The sequence below is a fragment of the Pantoea sp. y20 genome (assembly GCF_054903455.1).
Window position 1 is genome coordinate 55,259 of sequence record NZ_CM142816.1, and the last position, 16,767, is coordinate 72,025.

General features: G+C 55.6%; 19 protein-coding genes, 1 tRNA gene and 1 pseudogene. 7 read left to right on the plus strand and 14 right to left on the minus strand.

Annotated features, from left to right (window positions below; all coding sequences use genetic code 11):
- The first annotated feature begins 40 nt into the window (after positions 1-40).
- The 5 genes from ACYAC5_RS00265 to crcB are packed head-to-tail and all read left to right on the plus strand — an operon-like array spanning position 41 to position 3,807.
- A complete protein-coding gene (locus ACYAC5_RS00265) occupies positions 41-949 on the plus strand; it encodes a DHHA2 domain-containing protein (RefSeq protein ID WP_462062191.1) in 909 nt (302 codons plus the stop codon).
- On the plus strand, positions 946-1,371 hold the full coding sequence (locus ACYAC5_RS00270) for a universal stress protein (RefSeq protein ID WP_462062192.1): 426 nt from the start codon (positions 946-948) through the stop codon (positions 1,369-1,371). The genes ACYAC5_RS00265 and ACYAC5_RS00270 overlap by 4 nt, the downstream gene beginning before the upstream one ends.
- A gap of 15 nt (positions 1,372-1,386) precedes the next feature.
- Positions 1,387-2,676: a phosphopyruvate hydratase gene (gene eno, locus ACYAC5_RS00275; RefSeq protein WP_462062193.1), complete on the plus strand. Its 1,290-nt coding sequence runs from the start codon at positions 1,387-1,389 to the stop codon at positions 2,674-2,676.
- A 43-nt stretch (positions 2,677-2,719) separates the two neighbouring features.
- Entirely contained in the window at positions 2,720-3,421 is a 702-nt protein-coding gene (locus tag ACYAC5_RS00280; protein ID WP_462062195.1) for a 2,3-bisphosphoglycerate-dependent phosphoglycerate mutase, read from the plus strand.
- A gap of 11 nt (positions 3,422-3,432) precedes the next feature.
- Positions 3,433-3,807 carry a fluoride efflux transporter CrcB gene (crcB, locus tag ACYAC5_RS00285; protein WP_179291223.1) on the plus strand — a complete coding sequence of 125 codons (375 nt, stop codon included), beginning with the start codon at positions 3,433-3,435 and terminating at the stop codon, positions 3,805-3,807.
- A gap of 165 nt (positions 3,808-3,972) precedes the next feature.
- Here crcB and ACYAC5_RS00290 read toward each other — a convergent pair whose 3' ends face one another.
- Positions 3,973-4,374 (minus strand): VOC family protein, encoded by a 402-nt coding sequence (locus ACYAC5_RS00290; RefSeq protein WP_462062197.1) that lies wholly within the window; start codon positions 4,372-4,374, stop codon positions 3,973-3,975.
- Positions 4,375-4,498: 124 nt separating this feature from the next.
- Positions 4,499-5,765 (minus strand): annotated as a pseudogene (locus tag ACYAC5_RS00295) (site-specific integrase); the annotation flags it as partial.
- 319 nt (positions 5,766-6,084) lie between these two features.
- Here ACYAC5_RS00295 and ACYAC5_RS00300 point away from each other — a divergent pair.
- A complete protein-coding gene (locus ACYAC5_RS00300) occupies positions 6,085-6,555 on the plus strand; it encodes a hypothetical protein (protein WP_462062199.1) in 471 nt (156 codons plus the stop codon).
- A 447-nt stretch (positions 6,556-7,002) separates the two neighbouring features.
- Here the strand turns inward: ACYAC5_RS00300 and ACYAC5_RS00305 are convergent, their stop codons facing one another.
- From ACYAC5_RS00305 to ACYAC5_RS00335, 7 genes are all read right to left on the minus strand, one after another.
- Positions 7,003-7,278, minus strand: a complete 276-nt coding sequence (locus tag ACYAC5_RS00305; protein WP_400459281.1) for an ogr/Delta-like zinc finger family protein — start codon at positions 7,276-7,278, stop codon at positions 7,003-7,005.
- Entirely contained in the window at positions 7,278-8,114 is an 837-nt protein-coding gene (locus ACYAC5_RS00310; RefSeq protein WP_462062200.1) for a phage polarity suppression protein, read from the minus strand. Before ACYAC5_RS00310 ends, ACYAC5_RS00305 begins: the two co-directional genes overlap by 1 nt.
- A gap of 411 nt (positions 8,115-8,525) precedes the next feature.
- Positions 8,526-11,198, minus strand: a complete 2,673-nt coding sequence (locus ACYAC5_RS00315) for a DUF927 domain-containing protein (RefSeq protein WP_462062201.1) — start codon at positions 11,196-11,198, stop codon at positions 8,526-8,528.
- 9 nt (positions 11,199-11,207) lie between these two features.
- Positions 11,208-11,585, minus strand: coding sequence for a DUF5375 domain-containing protein (locus tag ACYAC5_RS00320; protein ID WP_262264905.1), 378 nt, complete (start codon positions 11,583-11,585; stop codon positions 11,208-11,210).
- Positions 11,582-11,863 (minus strand): hypothetical protein, encoded by a 282-nt coding sequence (locus tag ACYAC5_RS00325; protein WP_462062202.1) that lies wholly within the window; start codon positions 11,861-11,863, stop codon positions 11,582-11,584. Before ACYAC5_RS00325 ends, ACYAC5_RS00320 begins: the two co-directional genes overlap by 4 nt.
- Positions 11,864-11,891: 28 nt before the next feature.
- Positions 11,892-12,248 carry a hypothetical protein gene (locus ACYAC5_RS00330; RefSeq protein ID WP_265301486.1) on the minus strand — a complete coding sequence of 119 codons (357 nt, stop codon included), beginning with the start codon at positions 12,246-12,248 and terminating at the stop codon, positions 11,892-11,894.
- Complete coding sequence (locus ACYAC5_RS00335; RefSeq protein ID WP_265301487.1) at positions 12,241-12,420, minus strand: host cell division inhibitor Icd-like protein; 180 nt, start codon at positions 12,418-12,420, stop codon at positions 12,241-12,243. Before ACYAC5_RS00335 ends, ACYAC5_RS00330 begins: the two co-directional genes overlap by 8 nt.
- Positions 12,421-12,549: 129 nt before the next feature.
- Here ACYAC5_RS00335 and ACYAC5_RS00340 point away from each other — a divergent pair, with 129 nt between their 5' ends.
- Positions 12,550-12,723 (plus strand): hypothetical protein, encoded by a 174-nt coding sequence (locus ACYAC5_RS00340; protein ID WP_162873165.1) that lies wholly within the window; start codon positions 12,550-12,552, stop codon positions 12,721-12,723.
- A gap of 68 nt (positions 12,724-12,791) precedes the next feature.
- Here the strand turns inward: ACYAC5_RS00340 and ACYAC5_RS00345 are convergent, their stop codons facing one another.
- The 5 genes from ACYAC5_RS00345 to xylR all read right to left on the minus strand — a co-directional run bounded on the left by ACYAC5_RS00345 (position 12,792) and on the right by xylR (position 16,708).
- Positions 12,792-13,067, minus strand: a complete 276-nt coding sequence (locus tag ACYAC5_RS00345) for a helix-turn-helix transcriptional regulator (RefSeq protein WP_265301492.1) — start codon at positions 13,065-13,067, stop codon at positions 12,792-12,794.
- A gap of 123 nt (positions 13,068-13,190) precedes the next feature.
- Positions 13,191-14,018 carry a hypothetical protein gene (locus tag ACYAC5_RS00350; protein WP_462062203.1) on the minus strand — a complete coding sequence of 276 codons (828 nt, stop codon included), beginning with the start codon at positions 14,016-14,018 and terminating at the stop codon, positions 13,191-13,193.
- Between the two features lies 1 nt (position 14,019).
- Positions 14,020-15,198 carry a tyrosine-type recombinase/integrase gene (locus ACYAC5_RS00355; protein WP_462062204.1) on the minus strand — a complete coding sequence of 393 codons (1,179 nt, stop codon included), beginning with the start codon at positions 15,196-15,198 and terminating at the stop codon, positions 14,020-14,022.
- Positions 15,199-15,373: 175 nt separating this feature from the next.
- A tRNA-Sec gene (locus ACYAC5_RS00360) sits at positions 15,374-15,468 on the minus strand.
- Positions 15,469-15,529: 61 nt separating this feature from the next.
- Positions 15,530-16,708, minus strand: coding sequence for a D-xylose utilization transcriptional activator XylR (xylR, locus tag ACYAC5_RS00365; protein ID WP_061719296.1), 1,179 nt, complete (start codon positions 16,706-16,708; stop codon positions 15,530-15,532).
- Between the last annotated feature and the right edge of the window lie 59 nt (positions 16,709-16,767).

The window sequence follows — 16,767 nt, forward strand, 5'->3', positions numbered from 1 at the left end:
TCCGCCCGGCCTGCGTACTTCCCTTTACGGGGAGAGACCCTTGATACACGTTTTTGGCCACATCAATCCTGACAGCGATGCTGTCTGTACGGCCGTCGTCACCGCGCACTGGCTGACCGGGCGCGGCATGGACGCCTGCGCATGGCGTCTTGGCGAGGCTAACCGCGAAACCCGTTTTATCTTTGACGCCGCCGGCCTCACGCTGCCGCCGCTGCTCGCTTTTCCGCTAAAGGATGAACGGGTCTGGCTGGTTGATTTCACCGAGCCGGCGCAGGGGCCTGACGACCTGCTCCGGAGCAACGTCGTGGGCATCACTGACCACCACCGGCTGGGCGGGCTGATAACGCAACTGCCGCCGGAGGTGCATATCCGCCCGGTTGGCAGCAGCGCCACGCTGCTCTGGCTGCTGATGGACGCTGAAGCGCGCCGTACGCTGCCCCCGACGCTCGCCGTGCTTCTGCTGGGCGCACTCCTGAGTGACACCGTTAACCTTCGCTCGCCGACCACCACCGAGGACGATATCCGTTCGGCCACCGAGCTCGGCGTGCTGTCCGGCGTAAACCGCAAAGCCTTCGCTCGTGACCTCCTCACCGCAAAAACAGACGTCAGCGGCCTCAGCGCACAGCTGCTGCTGGACAGGGACCTCAAGGCCTTCGTCATTGCCGGTACCGACGTACGCATTGCCCAGATTGAGGTCAGCTCAACGACACAGGTTGCCCCCGTGATGGACGACCTGCTCGCAGCCCTGGCGTATCTGGCAGACCAGTCGGGGGCTGGCCTGGCGGTACTGATGCTGACCGACATTCGCGCCGGGTTTTCAACGCTTTACTTCGCCGGGCGGGAGAGCGTTAACGCCGCCTCCTGCTCAATACCGGGCATGCTCAGCCGCAAAAAGCAGCTTCTGCCGTGGCTTGAGTCCCGCCTTAACCAGAACGGGAGTTCATTATGACCTGCTACACCCACGCACTGATTCTTGTGAACGATAAACACGACGGCACCCTCCTGCTGAAACGCGCGGTCGCGCTGGCGCAGCCGCTCGGCATGAAAATCACCCTGGCGCACATCAGCGACGACTACCGGGAGATGAACTACGTGTCCGACAGCCTGATGGACGACGTCGTGTCGGAAGAGGTGCTGAAAGCCAAAGCGTTTATGAGCGAGCTGGCGGCCTCCGTGCCTGAGGCGGTCGATACGCGGGAGCTGGTGACCATGCGTCGCTTTGAGGACGTGGAGAAGTGCATCGCGGAGCTGGGCGTGGACCTCGTGCTTGCCGGGCACCGCAATCGCTTTATGGGAATGCTGACGTCCCGCTCGGCGGAATACATCAACCACCTCACGGTGGATGTGCTTATCACTCACCTGAATGACTGAACCGGGAGAAACACCATGCGTTTTACACTGGATAACGTGACCGCCCGTGAAATTCTTGACTCGCGCGGCAACCCCACCGTTGAAGTTGAAGCCCGGACCGCGGACGGGATGATGGCGCGCGCCTCGGTGCCTTCCGGGGCCAGTACCGGCTCGCGCGAGGCCGCAGAGCGCCGCGACGGTGACGCACACCGTTTTGGCGGCAAAGGCGTACTGGATGCCGTCAGGGCGGTTGATACGGAAATCTGCGAAGCCTTGCGCGGCAGGGACGTGCGCGAGCAGCGTCAGCTGGATAACATCATGCTGGCGCTGGACGGTACGGAGAGCAAGAGTCGCCTGGGTGCCAATGCCATTCTGGGCGTGTCGCTGGCGGTTGCCCGGCTGGCGGCACAGGCCTCGCATGAGCCGCTCTGGCGCTACCTGGGGGGCCTGCAGGCGAACCTGCTGCCCGTACCGTGCATGAACATTATCAATGGCGGCGTGCACGCCCGCGGTCAGGGCGCGGACTTTCAGGAGTTCATGATAGCGCCACACGGGGCACCCACGCTGCGCGAGGCCGTGCGTCAGGGCAGCGAGGTCTACCAGGCGCTGCGCCAGATCCTTCTGGACAAGAACCTGTCCGCGGCAGTCGGCGACGAAGGCGGTTTTGCGCCCGCCGTATCGTCGAACCGCGACCCGCTGGCGTTTATCGTACAGGCGATTGAGAAGGCGGGGTACCGGCCCGGAGAAGACATCAGCATCTGCATGGACCCCGCCTCAAGTGAGTTTTTCGCAGACGGCAAATATCATCTGCGCACGGAGGGCAGTGCGCTGAGCGCGGCGGAAATGACGGCGTACTACGGCGAGCTGATGGACCAGTTTCCCGTCATCCTGCTGGAAGACGGCCTGGCAGAAGATGACTGGGCGGGCTGGAAGCATCTGCACCAGCAGCTTGCGGGCAGGGCCGAGCTGGTAGGTGACGACCTGTTTGTCACCAACGTGAAGTATATCCAGCGCGGCATTGACGAAAACCTCGCCAGCGCCGCACTGATTAAACTCAATCAGATAGGCTCGCTCAGCGAAACGCTGGACGCCGTGGCGCTCTGCCAGCGTCACGGGTGGGGCGCGTTCATGTCCCACCGCAGCGGGGAAACGACGGACACGTTCCTTGCCGACCTGACGGTGGCCCTGCGCGCGGGACACCTGAAAACCGGTGCGCCGTGCCGCGGCGAACGCGTGGAAAAGTACAACCAGCTGATGCGCATTGAGCAGGCGCTGGGTGAGGACGCACACTATGCAGGGCTTCATGCGTTTGTGCGCCGCACCTAACACATCCGCCGGACGGTCCCCGTCCGGCAAAGAAGGAATGCCTGTGGCCCCTGCAACGCTGATCCTCCTGCGCCATGGCGAAAGCCAGTGGAATCGGGAAAACCGTTTTACCGGATGGACAGACGTGCCGCTGACGGACCGGGGGCGGCAGGAGGCTGACCGGGCCGGTGACGTGCTGCGGGAAGCGGGGCTGCTGCCCGATCGGGTCTTCACCTCGGTGATGACGCGCTGTGTTCACACGGTCTGGCGGGTGCTGGACCGTCTTGACCGCAGCTGGACGCCCGTGGACAAACACTGGCGGCTGAACGAGCGGCACTACGGTGCGCTGCAGGGGCTGAACAAGGAAGCGGCTGCCCGGATGATGGGTGCAGAGACCGTCCGGCTCTGGCGCAAAAGCTTCAGCGGCATTCCACCCGCGGACGCAGAGGCTCCGGCGCAGCTGCGTCGGGACCCGCGCTACCGCCGCGTTGCGCTGGCCGACCTGCCTGCGACGGAAAGCCTGGAAATGACGCTGCGTCGCGTCATGCCCTACTGGCAGCACGCCCTGATGCCGCAGATACTCTGCGGAAGTACCGTTCTGGTCGTGGCGCACGGCAACACGCTGCGCGCCCTGACCGCCTTTCTGGACGGCATTCCCCACGACAGCGTGGCACAGCTGCACATCCCGACCGGCGTGCCTGCCGTATATGAAATGGATGCGGCCGCACAGGTCGTGTCGCGTTATGTTCTGAATGTGAAAAAATAAAAGGAGTGAATGTGAATCAGCTTTTTGCCGTCATCACCGGCGGTGCCATGGGGTGTGTTATCCGCTGGCAGCTGGGTGCGCGCCTGAACGCGCTTTTTCCGGACCTGCCGCCGGGGACGCTGCTGGTCAACCTGCTGGGTGGATTTATCATCGGGGCGGCGCTGGCGTATTTTCTGCGCCATCCCGGCCTCGATCCGGCCTGGCGGCTGCTCATTACCACCGGGCTATGTGGCGGAATGACGACATTCTCCACGTTCTCGGCTGAGGTCTTTGCCTTGCTGCAGTCAGGCAGCTATGCCTGGGCAGCCGCCTCGGTGCTGATACACGTGCTGGGTTCGCTGGCCATGACGGCGGCCGGATTTTATATCATGACGCTGTGTGGTTAACCCGGACCGCACGGCCTCTATCCAGGGGAGACCTCAGTGCAGCGACCGCTGCACTGAGGTCAGACAGTTCAGTATATTGTTCAGAAGCGCTCTCTGCGGGCCTGACCCGAAAGGATTTACGCCTGTAATGCTTCCCGTAAATCCGGGCACTGTCGTGACAGAGCTTCAGGTCTGACTGTTCTGGTAAAGGTCCCAGCGATTGCCATAGATGTCCTCAAACACGACAACCATTCCGTATTCTTCCTCCCGCGGCTCCTGACAGAAGTGGACGCCTTTTGCCTTCATAGCATTGTAGTCGCGCCAGAAGTTGTCGGTCTGCAGGAACAGAAAAACCCGTCCGCCGCACTGATTGCCGATAAAGCCTTCCTGCCGATCGTTCGACGCGCGGGCAAGAAGAATAGCGCAGTCGCTGTCAGGGTCCGGCGTCACCACGACCCAGCGCTTACCCGGCTGCGGCGTATCCTCAATCAGGGTAAAGCCCAGCTTATCGGTGTAATACTCAATTGCACGATCGTAGTCATCGACCACGACAGCCACATACCCCATACATCGCTTCTGTTTTCTCATCTGCTGCTCCATCAGTTACGGCATCACGCCCACTATAATCAGATTTATATCAATACGACGTTCGGTCGTCTGTACTGATTCTGCACCGATACCCTCAGGCCGGACATTGTAGGCATCTAATCCGTCAGGATTGTGGACCCAGTCTTGGGAGAGCATGCTCAACCTTTTCAGCATCCTGCTCCAGTATGGCTCTCTCATCGGGAGTGAGCGGAACCTCTTCGAGGTAACGCCGGATGGATGCTTTACTCTCCAGTATCAGCCCGCGCGCGCTGTCCTTAAGCAGATTAAAATCACAGCCGATACAGGCCATCCGGTGCGGGCAGCTGCTCCAGAAGGGATTTGTGCAGTATGAGTCACCCAAATCATTGTACGTCGCGGGGCCGGTCAGGCTGGCGGCTTCCGGATCGTGGTCAATTAGCACGCTTATCATGTGAGCAATCCTGTCTGCTTTTACAAACGAGGCGGCCAGCTGAGTCGGGCGGATGCGGATATAATGCAAGGTGGACTGGGGCGTTGAGTGCCCGGTCCACTGCATAAGTTCGTACAGCGAGATGCCCTGCGGTACGCTTGCCAGCGCGGTCACTGCGGAGGCCTGGCCCCGGTGGCTGGTTATGGTTCCACCGCTGTCTTCTGAGGGTACGCCCGCTCGTGCGCACAACATCGGTATTACCGTGTCATTGAGAATAGTGCCGCCGGCAGGTTTACCGCGGTACTGAAACAGAAGCCGGACTTTCTCACCGGTCCGATCGTCGGCCAGCATTGCCTTTTCTGCAGGGCGCTCATTCAGCCAGAGAACGACGTATTTTTTCACCACGGCTGCTACCGGCTTAACAAAGGCTTTTGAGGTTTTCCCGGCAGGGATATGCAGGTAGCACAGCGTTCCGGCCGGGATAATGCTGCCGTCCTCCTTCACAATTTCATCCGCCTGCGGCGTGATGCATCCTGTCGTCAGACGGAGCAACTCGTTTTTCCGCAGCCCTGCATGGGTCCAGATAACGGCCATCGCCTGCAGCATGGCCAGCGGATAAAGTATTTCAGTGAGCAGGTCTTCCTGACGCAGATTGAGGCTTGCCCAGATGAGTTTAAGCCAGACCGGATCGTCGATCACCCGTGGATTGACCCCACGGCGGAACAGGGGGGGCGGACGTGGAAAAATGACGGGAAGGGCTGAAGCGAAGCCGGCCCCAGCCCCAGTTTTCATAATCAATCATAAAATGACGCAGTGAATAGATAAAATGCGCCCTTGAATGCGGCATCATGGGCTCGCCGGAGCGAGCCGATTTTCTGGTACCCCTCTCCGTGCCAAGCTGAAGCTCATCCACGTTCATCCGGCCCACCGCCGCAATAAAGCTGGCGCAGGTTTCCATTGTCCAGTCTGCCGGTTCCCGCACTCCGGCGTAAATGACTCAAGCCGGGGCTCCCTGTTCACGATCAAGAATGGTGGAAATAATGTCAGTTTTTGACAAGCAGCAGGCCATAAGAAAACTAACAGAAAAAATGCTTTATTACCGTGTCATAGATGCGGGCACAAGTCGTTTGGAATTGTTGATGGGGTGACCTCCTATTCACTAGTAAATGATTCAAATATGATTGGTAGTGTAATGGTTGGAGGGCCCTCCCTTCCTTTATTACACGTTTTTTGTGAAAACTGTGGAGCCTTAACTTCTCATTCTTTGGGCATTCTTGAACTATTACCAAAGGTTGAAGAAGATGGAGGCTAGCACTTTTAATTCTAAGGCTCAAGGTGAAAAATCCCCTGCAGTAACACCCTCCCAAGTTATTATTAACGAGGACGGAGATTTCACTAATAAAATAGTTAGACAAACCAAGGTTGGAGTTATAGTTATTAGCGACGATAAGTTGCATGTAATACTGACAAATTGCCTTGGAAATATAACAAGATTAAACCAATGGGCTACTCCGCTTGGTATCTTGGTTACGCTCGCAGTAACTATGCTCACAACAAATTTCAAGGCCTTTATCCTTAGTGCATCTGTATGGGAAGCAATGTTCTGGATTATTACAATGCTTAATATAGTTTGGTTAATTAAATCCATCCCTTACAGGAACTTATGGATTGAGCTCCTTCATTTTTTTGGTAAAGCCGAGCAGATGAAAAGTATTAGCGATGTTAGGCACATAATTGAAAAAGTAAAGAGTGGTGACACTGGAACTAATTGACCTTTATTATAAATTATTGTAACAGCCCTATTAGCAAGATGGGTAGTATTTGCCAGAATACCACGCTGACATTGTACCCACTTTTATAAAATAATTCGCCCTTCTACCACAAATACCATAGTATCTTCGTTTTTCTCCTGCTTAAAAAGAAACACACCATTATTTTCAGTCTGGAAGCTTAGTTAATAATACTCTTTTTTTTTGAAAGTCCTTCATGCCTGCTCCCTATCGATTAACACACCGTGATTTATGTATCGCCAGCATCAGTTCTGAGAACAATCGCCAACTTCCGCTTTTCGCTCTAAGCTGCCTGTCAACCTAGTTGCATTTTGTTGGCGAAGGTCAAGTAAAATGCAAACGGGTAGTCAAGTGAATCTAAATACTCACAAGGAAAAAGAGATCCAAAAAACCCGGCGCGATGGCCGGGGGAGATGTCGCTTGTGAACCTCAGACGGGGGCTTTCTGGCGGTTCGAAAGCCTGCTGGCCGAGCCATAGCGATTCAGGGTCTGCGGCAGACGCTGCTGAACTGCCTGCACTGGTTCAGGTTCTTCTGCAACTTTCTGCGGCTTCATAATTATTGTGTCCAGGCTCTCCATCGTTGTGAACGTGCAGGAGCAGTCAATATTTCGGCACTGATACCAGGTCTTTTTAAGCGTGCCTGTCTGATACTCGCTGGTTCGGGTGTGTGCAGTCATGCCACACTCAGGACATTTCATTGCCATCAGTTCCTTCCCTTCTGCTGTGCTGCTTTTTGGGCATATTCCTGCTTGCGCACGTAGTGGCTGTGAGCATCCATTGGACTCGGTCGCAGGCGGGCATCTGCCTGAGCTTCAGCCTCAGGATAAACACCTGTTTCCTTCAGCACCTCATCATCACCCACTTCAGGACGTGCAGATTTTGCAGGCGCGATAATCGATGCATCAAGAAAGCGGCGAAACTCGCTTTCAGCATCGTTGACACCGCTGTACACGCCGGTGCTGTTATCTGGCATACCTGCCTCATCATTTCTGCAGGCGAGACGGACCAGGGCCAGCGCCTGAAACAGCTCCGGGCCATGATTATCCAGAAAGCGGCGGAACGTCTGGTGCGCGTGTTTTTTCAGTACAGCCTTGTGAGTCTGAATGTAGTCGTGCGCGGCGCGACCGGTTGCCCATGGCACAGTGGTAAACTCATCCTCACGCCGTGTCAGCAGTGCGTCGTACTCAATGACAGTGTCTTTAGCGAGCATGCCTTCGCTGCGCACCTTTTTCAGCGCTGCCGTTAATTCCCCATTGGTTTCTTCAAACAGAGCGTGAAATTTTTCCGTCATCTCTTTGGCCTGCGCCTGCGTTTCTTCAAGCCGCAGATGGATGGGGCGGATAATCTTTTCGGCTTTGTCCTGCGCCTCGCGGGCCGCCTGCCATTTTTTACGGTTGCTGCGCAGGTCCTTCAACTCAGACTCAACGGCTTGCCGTTGCTCCTTCGGGCTGTCGTTCAGGCTTATGTCTGCCCCGGCGGTAACGGTTTGGATGATGTTTTCTTCTTCGGTTTTTCGTGAAGGAGTATTCAGTACATTCATATTGGCTCCGTACGGGTTCATTTAGTTGAGTCAATTGTGTCGTGGCTGGCACAGTGCATCTATCTGCGGGCTGTGTGTGGTGGCTGGTACAACGCCGGGTGGCAAAATCGCTGCGTCTGATAACCGGCCTGCCAGAAAAAGAGGCTTTATGTCGCTATACGCCACTGTCCTTCTTTTTCCGGTGTAACACGGGTAACAGGTGTTACATCACTGAATTAAATAGCTTTTTCATAAATTCTGCGGTGTAACACGATGGGTAACAGGGTGTAACAGCAGGGGACGGGTACTGTTACACCCGTTACACCTCATCTTTTTGTCAGGTGTAACAGCCTCAGCCCTTACCGGATGCCGCTGTTACACCAGTTACACCTGTTACCCTTTAAAAATAAGACTCACGCAAAGCCCTTCACGTCAGCCCGGCACCTCGCTGTTAAAAACGTAGAGCCTGCGCACGTTCATCTCTGGCGGGCGGATGCTGGTCTGTAGCTTGCCGTCGGCAGAGGCCAGCAGATAACCCCGGTCCGCGCAGAGGCGCGCCACCTTGCGCGGGTCAAACCCCCTGCATATTTCCTTCCACCCGGACGGCATGACGTAGAACGTCGTCACCGCCTCGGTGCCCTGCGCGGTGTTGCCCTTATCCACCCTGCGCCAGCCCACCATGTTGCCGGGACGGTTGCGCTCGTCGTGCCAGTCGGCAAAGCGACTGTACTGGTTCGCGGTAAAGAAGCTGCGTACCTGCTCCAGCGCGGCAATGTCTTCCTGGTTGGCGGTATGCCCGCGGTCTTTAAGCCAGGCATTCAGGCAAACGCGGGTTGCCCGCAGCGCTTCACCTTCCTGCCAGCCGGTGATGCCAAGGCGGGTCGCCAGCTCTCCGGCCATTGCCACCAGGGCAAAACGGTTAACCGCGCGGCCCACCTGATTGCCCGCGTCCTGCGGGGTCAGGGCGGCGGTGTACTCCTTCAGCAGGGTTTTAGCCTGCGCCGTCAGCCCGTTCAGGTCTGCGGTCAGCGCCTTCAGCCACTCGCGGAACGGCGCGCCGTAGTAGCTGGCCGTGGCCCATTCCAGATGCTCGGCCAGCGCCTTTCCGCTCTCAAAGCCGTGCAGCTCCTCAAACACGCCAAACTTCCCGGAATCGCTGGGTATCTGGATCATCCTCACCTCCATCCCGGCAAAGGTGCGCTCACCGGCTTTTGCGGCGTGCTCGGTCAGGGACAGCTCCCCGGTGGAGAAGAACAGCAGGCGCCACTGCTTGCGGGTGCGCAGCTCGCCATCCGTACCGGCGCGGCCCTTACCCTGACCGTTTGCCAGCATGTAGGCGATGTTGCCCGCCTCGCGCCCGTCCACCTCGCGGATTTCGTCGAGCATCATGGCCGCGTCGTTGCGGCGGCTGGCGCAGCCCTCGAGCGCGTTGCCGGTCGCGCGCCACGTCTGCCAGTAGTCCGGCCCGCCGCACACGGAGGTGGCCGCCTTCATGGTGGTGGTCTTGCCGTCCGTCGATTCTCCCTTGAGGTGATAGCCGCCGCCGTCCATGCCGACCAGCCGCAGCAGCGGGGCGGCAAAGGCGAGGCTGACCGCGAACGCCACGCGTGAGTTACCGGTGCAGAAGCGGGAAACGTGCTCGCGCCACTCATCAACGGAGCCTGACACGCGGAAGTCCCGCCCCTGCACGGAGGTGGTCTGGAGAATGACGCCGTCTGCACCTTCTCCGCTCACCTCGTCCTGAAGGACGTAAACCTGACCGTGCCAGCCGGTGCGGCTTACGCAGGTCACGCGGCGCTCCGGCTTGCACAGCGAGATGTATTCCATCAGGCGGGCGCGGGCCTCGCCGGTGGTGCTGATGTAAGACAGGCCGTTGACCAGAAGCACGCGGCGCAGCTCCTCGCCACTGCCGCTCAGCATCTCCATCGGCATGGCCCACCGGCGGCGCTCTCCCCAGGTGTCCTCCCATTCCAGCAGGCGGCCAAAGTTGCCGCCGTCGGCGTCGCAGGTGATGGCCGTGACGCGCAGCGGGTTGCAGATTTTGACGTTCTGGATTTCCGTTTCGCCGTTGCGCTGCACCTGCTTTTCGTACCAGAGATACTCCTGCGTCAGCCGGAACCCGTGCGGCAGCTGCGTGCGTCCCTCACCGCACAACACCAGACCGTTACGGAACGCTTCACGGGCGCGGGTCACGCCGTGCTCCCGGTGAAAGTCGTTCCAGTCGGCTTTAATTTCGCCCGGCGGCAGGCTCACCCAGCCACTGACGGCTTTTGCTGCCTTCTCCGCAAACGCTTTGCCGGGGTTCTCACCCGCATCCTGAAAGTCGTTGTCACCGGCGATGACAATTTTCACCTCCGGCCAGCGCGCCCGCAGCGCCTGCGCCACGTTCGGCAGGTTCCCCGCCGAGATTGCGGCCACGACGCACCCGGCGGTCAGCTGGCTCACCGTCAGTGCGGTGGCATAGCCTTCGGTGATGACCAGCTGCACCGGCGGCTCAGGCGGCAACGGGCTGAGCGCCACAAACGCACCCTTCATGGTGCTGCCGGGCAGCAGGCTCTTTTCACCCGGGGGGGCAATCAGTTGTGCGCCGGTCACCGCACCGTCTGATGTGGTCAGCGGCAGCAGCAGCGAACCCGGCGGGAAGGCCGTGCCGCTGATGCGCTGCGTGCTCCCGGTGAGGCAGGCCGGATAACCGGCAAAACCTTTGGCCGCGAGGTAGGCGCTTTCACCGCTGTGGCTGGCTTTCACCAGCGCGCCGACGGCGGCGGCCATATCGCGTTTAGAGGCTTTTTCTCTGGCAGGCTTAACCGGCATGTCCTGCACGTCACGCACGTCCAGCACCTGCGCCACCTCCTGCGCGGCCTGCTTTACGCCCTTGCCCGTCACCAGCTTCACCAGGTCAAGGCCGTCACCGTGGCCGCAGTGGCTGCAAATCCACGTACCCCGGCCTTCAAGGTCATCCAGGCGGAAACGGTCTTTACCTTCACACTTAGGGCAGGGGCCGTGTCTGCCGCCGTCGGGCACGCTCACGCCGAGCATCTGAAGAATGACCGGCCAGCGGCCGCGCGCGGCGGCAGTAATGTCTGATACTGACTGTACTGTCATAACCCCTCCTTAATGCCGGTAAAGCGACGCGCCGGTGTCGCAGAACTTTTCAAAAGCCGCCGGAAGCGTGCGGTACAGTTCGGTCATGACCTCGCAACCGCGCTTAGTCAGTGCCGGCGGCGCGGTCAGCAGTGTCGGCTCCACCATGTCGGTAAGGAGCGCCAGCGCCGCAGCCGCGCCGCGCGCTTCGCCGTACTCATTCACCATCGCGCTCTCAACGTGCAGCGCGATGGCCATCTCGATGCGCTCCACCGTCATGCGGTGCGGGCCGCGCATTTCGCTGCCGGTGTCGGCCAGATGCTTAGCCCGCCATGCGGAGGCGATGGCGCGACGATAAAGCGCCGTGGTCAGCTCCGGCGGGAACACGGATACCTGTGGCTTCTTCATGCGCGGACCTCCTCAATCAGTGCGCAGCAGCGCGTGACGTCGTTCAGGTCGGCGCGCAGGTACTCCATCAGCGCGGCAACGCCGGGCACGCTGTGCGTGGTGAATGAACCCGAGCAGGGATGTTCGGAAAACAGGAGCTGGAGCAGGTCACAGGCCTCCTTTGCGCGGGTCAGCTTCTCAAATGCGTCTTCCGGCAGGCCGTAGACAAAGGCGGAAAAATTACCGTTTTCAGGCAAGGGGATGCCCTGAGCACCGTTGTGCCCGAATGAAACTGTCATGGTTTACTCCGTTAAAGCTGGCTGTGTGTCAGAGGTAGTTTGAGTAGTGGCTGGCGTCCGGTTCGGCGGGCTGCTGTACAACCCGCTCGCGCCAGCGCTCAAACTGCACGGACGGGTGCAGGGCAAGCGGGCTGAAGCCGCCCTGTCCACCGGCAATTTCAGCATTGCGCCGTGGCGGTTCGCTGACTCGCGTGTAGCTTTCTTCAAACCACGCCAGCGGAGCAGACGTCACCTGACCGTCGCTGTCATAGCGATAGAGCACTTCCTGACTGAATTCAGGCGTGGCCGTAAAGGCAGATACGGGCAGGGAGGTAAAGCGGATGATGGTGACCGTCCAGCCCTGACTGTGCTGCCAGATTTCGCCGCGCTGCGGATATTCACGCATGAACGCCTCCACGGCAGGGCAGACGGCCCGCAAAGAGCAGGATGTAGTCAGCCGCCAGACGGCGTCGCGCGCTGTATTCGTCACTGGCGGTAACACGCAGCATTACCGGGCGACAGGACAACTGAGAACGGTTGATTGCCGCAAATATCCAGGTAGACTTTGGTTTAGCCATAATATTGCTCCTAGCATGTTTGGTTAGATGCCCGTTATGTGTTGCAGCACAAGCGGGCATTGTTTTTTAGGATTATGATAACTACAATGGTAATTACCATGTAGGTCATCATAAGTTAGGGTAATTACCATGTCAACACCACAAGAAAAACGTTCTCCTCCATTTCAGATGCGTTTAACAGATGAATTTCGGCAGCAGCTCGAAACAGAAATGCGTAAAGATGGTGATACTGCTCTGGCTGCATGGATAAAACGCGTATTGCGTAAAGAGCTGCAATCACGCGGAATTGATCCTAATGGTTAATGATCGCAAGTACGCGCAAAATCGATCTTGATAAAGATTTTTCCTTTCGCGGCTTTCTCTCAAGCCGCTTAATTACTTGCCCGCTGCAGTTTCTTAGCTTGTCTTCTCATGTCCTCGAATTTCTCGATGGAACATGTTTCATGCTGATCACGCCACCCGTAATAATCGGCTGCACGCCAGCGCGACATACGGCCAATTTTGATGGGACGGGGAAAGCGGTCTTGTGAGATAAGGCGATAAATCCATTTGTCACTTAACATGCAGTCAGCGGTGATAAATTTCATATCGATCAAAGCATCCATAGAAGGGCGCTGTGCAGTCACGATATTGGTGGAAGGGGTCATAGTTCATTCTCCGTATGTTCATGTCTACTCGCTTCAATACGGAAAATTTAAGCATCGAAATTAGGGCAGGGAAATGTGACTAAAGCAAAGAAAATACAATCGCATTAGTCACTATTTTTGTTATCAGAATGTTAATCCATCTTTCTTAATGCAGCTTCTGAGTAGACTGACGATAGTGTCAAAGCTAAGTGGTGGCTCGCCATTTTCAGGCCAAAATTCTTTAGCATGATGGAAGAGGTGTTCAGTAATGGCTGCTGGACTTTCCCGTCTGAGTTTCATATCTCGGTGATAGAGCGAAACTACAGCCATCAGAACTTCAACTCTGGGAATTGCATGTTTTTGCTTTTGCGCATCAGACTGCGCTTTGTAATTATTCAACGGTTTCTTTGGTTTTTTTTCATCTCGAATAGCATCTAAGAATTTTGAAATTTGATTTTTCGTAATCCATAGAGTATCTGATAAATAATAGTTATTCCTCTCATCATAGTTCACATATATAACTATTGGGAATTTAAAATTACTTCCTTCCGATGGGGTGAAATAAGATGGCCATTCATTTGGCTGCCCTTCATATTTAACCAAAGCATCTTTGTAGTCATTATCTATACAAAAAAGCCCTTTCATATAGCATTTTATAAATCCATTCTGATCACACTTTTTATCAACATCATCGATGCGTATAGAACTACTTTCAGATAAACAATAATATCCTTTTTCGTCTCTTGGTAAGCATTCTAAACTTTTAATTAGTAAGTCGTTTTCAACATGTGCCGTTAATGAGCATGAAACATCAAGATCGTCATCATGAAACTCCATGCAAAGTTCAATCCCTTTGTTGAATGCAAACCAGAGTATATCTTTTACGTCACAGCCAATAATTTTGGCTGCTTCTGATAATTGATACTGGTCGCGTAAAAGAGATTCTGTATTCTTTATTTTAAGGAAATCCATATCAAACCTCTCCAATCTGGTTTAAATAATCCGCATACCATTGCAACATCTCTCTGCGACCATCTAAATATTGCGCGTGATTGTAAGTGCCCCTAATTGCATTACGGTCAACGTGAGCCAGTTGCATTTCAATCCAAGCAGAATTAAACCCCTTCTCATGCAAAATCGTACTCATGGTATGCCTAAAGCCATGTCCAGTAAGCCTACCTTTGTACCCTAAAAGCTCAATTACTTGATTGATGCTTTCTTTGCTAATTGGCTTCTTCTGGTCATTTCTTCCGATGAATACAAGCGGATATTGCCCCGTTATTGGCTGCAATTGTTTTAAAATCGATACAGCTTGTCTTGAGAGAGGTACTTTATGAGGGCGGCGCATTTTCATGTGTTCCGCTGGCACCTCCCAAATTGCATTTTCGAGGTCAATATCTTGCCAGCGGGCGAAGCGTAGTTCTTGAGTTCTAACGCCGGTATACATAATTAAATAAGTCGCTGTTTTGGTGATTATGCTTCCCGTATATCCTGCTAAATCTCTTAAAAATGCAGGCAGCTCCAGTACATTTAGAAAAGGTAAATGCTGCTTTTTATGTACTGCTAAAGCGCTTGCTAAGTCGGGCGCAGGATTATATTCAGCACGTCCCGTAATGATCGCATAGCGGAAAACTTCCCCACACCGCTGACGCACTTTGCGCATCTTCTCTAGAGCGCCGCGTTTTTCCATTCTTTTGAGTGTTTCAAGTAGTTCTAGCGGCTTAATCTCAGCAATGGGCTTGATCCCTATGTAGGGAAAAATATCCTTTTCAAAGGTATCAAGAATCTCTTCGCGATAACGTAGTGACCAACGGTCAGCCTTAGCTTTGTGCCACTCTCGCGCAATTGCCTCGAAAGTGTTTGCGGTAGCGATTTTTTTGGCTTGTTTTTGTGCCTTCTTAATCGCGCCAGGATCATCTCCGGCAGCAAGGCTGCGTCTGGCTTCATCTCGTTTCTGGCGTGCTAAAGCAAGCGGCACGTCAGGATAAACACCGATAGATAGTAACTTCTCACGTCCTAAAACTCGGTACTTCATTCGCCAGTATCGGGAACCGTTGGGATTGACCAGCAAATACAGGCCGCCGCCGTCCGCGAGCTTGTAAGGTTTATCCTGGGGCTTTGCTGTGCGCACCTTGACGTCGGTTAGGGGCATCCCGTCTCCTTTTGGGGGTATCAATTCTTAGGGGTAGTTTTAAACCCCCTTAAATACCCCATAATGGGGGTAGATTTGAGTAGACGTAGAGTGACATCAGAAGAGTAAGGTTTCAACCTAACTTGCAGATTTTAATAGTTTTGATTAACGAGTATTGACGTGAAAAGAAAGAGAGTGGCGGAAGATCACAGGAGTCGAACCTGCCCAGGACCGCTGGCGGCCCCAACCGGATTTGAAATCCGGCCGCCTCACCGGAGACGACGATCTTCCTTTGAAGATGCCGCAGGAGTATAGCGACAATCGCGGCGGAATTCTTGATCTCAGCCGTGCGTCACAGCACGTTTTCACCGTGAAGTTGCCGATACTCCTTCGGCGTATTGGCGTAACTCTTTTTAAACACCGAATAGAAATATTGCAGCGACGGGTAACCACACATTTGTGAGATCTCATTGATGCTCAGCGAAGAACACGCCAGCAGCTCGCGTGCTTTCTCCAGTTTTTCGCGGTGAATCATGGCGTGAATGGTGTCGCCGGTTTCATCACGGAAGCGTTTTTCCAGATTCGATCGTGAGATGCCGATGGCATCCAGCACTTGTTCAACTTTAATGCCTTTGCAGGCGTTAAAGCGGATGTAATGCATCGCCTGAATCACCGCAGGATCGTGCAAGGAGCGGAAATCGGTGGAGCGGCGCGCAATCACTTTTACCGGTGGAACCAGAATTCGTTGCAGTTGCAGAGGCTGATTATCCAGCAGGCGATGCAGCAGTTTTGCCGCCTGATAACCCATCTGGCGTGAACCCTGCGCCACGGACGAGAGCGCCACGCGCGACAGATAACGCGTCAGTTCCTCGTTATCAATCCCGATTACCGTGAGCTTTTCCGGCACCGGGATTTTGAGATATTCACAGGCCTGCAGCAGATGGCGCGCGCGGGCATCGGTGACGGCGATGATGCCGGTTTGCTGCGGCAGGGTTTGTAGCCAGTCAGCCAGGCGGTTCTGAGCGTGCTGCCAGTTTTCTGGTGCCGTTTCCATGCCCTGATAAACCACGCCCTGATAACGCTCGCGCGCCACCAGCTGGCGAAACGCATGTTCACGCTCTTGCGCCCAGCGTTTGCCGCTGGCTGCGGGCAAGCCATAGAATGCAAAGCGGTTCACGCCTTTCTCTTTCAAATGCAAAAAGGCGCTCTCGACCAGCGCGGCGTTGTCGGTGGCGATGTAATGCACCGGCGGATAGTCCTGCGGCTGATGGTACGATCCGCCGACGCCGACAATCGGCACCGACACGTTTGCCAGCAGTTTTTCAATCGAGGGATCGTCGTAATCGGCGATAACCCCGTCGCCCAGCCATTCACGGATATTGTCGATGCGGCAACGAAAATCCTCTTCAATGAAAATGTCCCAATCCGTTTGTGATGCCTGTAAATACTCACCGACGCCCTCAACCACCTGGCGGTCATAGACCTTATTGGCGTTGAACAGCAACGTAATGCGAAAGCGTTTCTCATGCATCGTGGCGCACTCTCCTAAATCGACAGCACCTTGCATAGCATGGCACGACGGACAGCAGA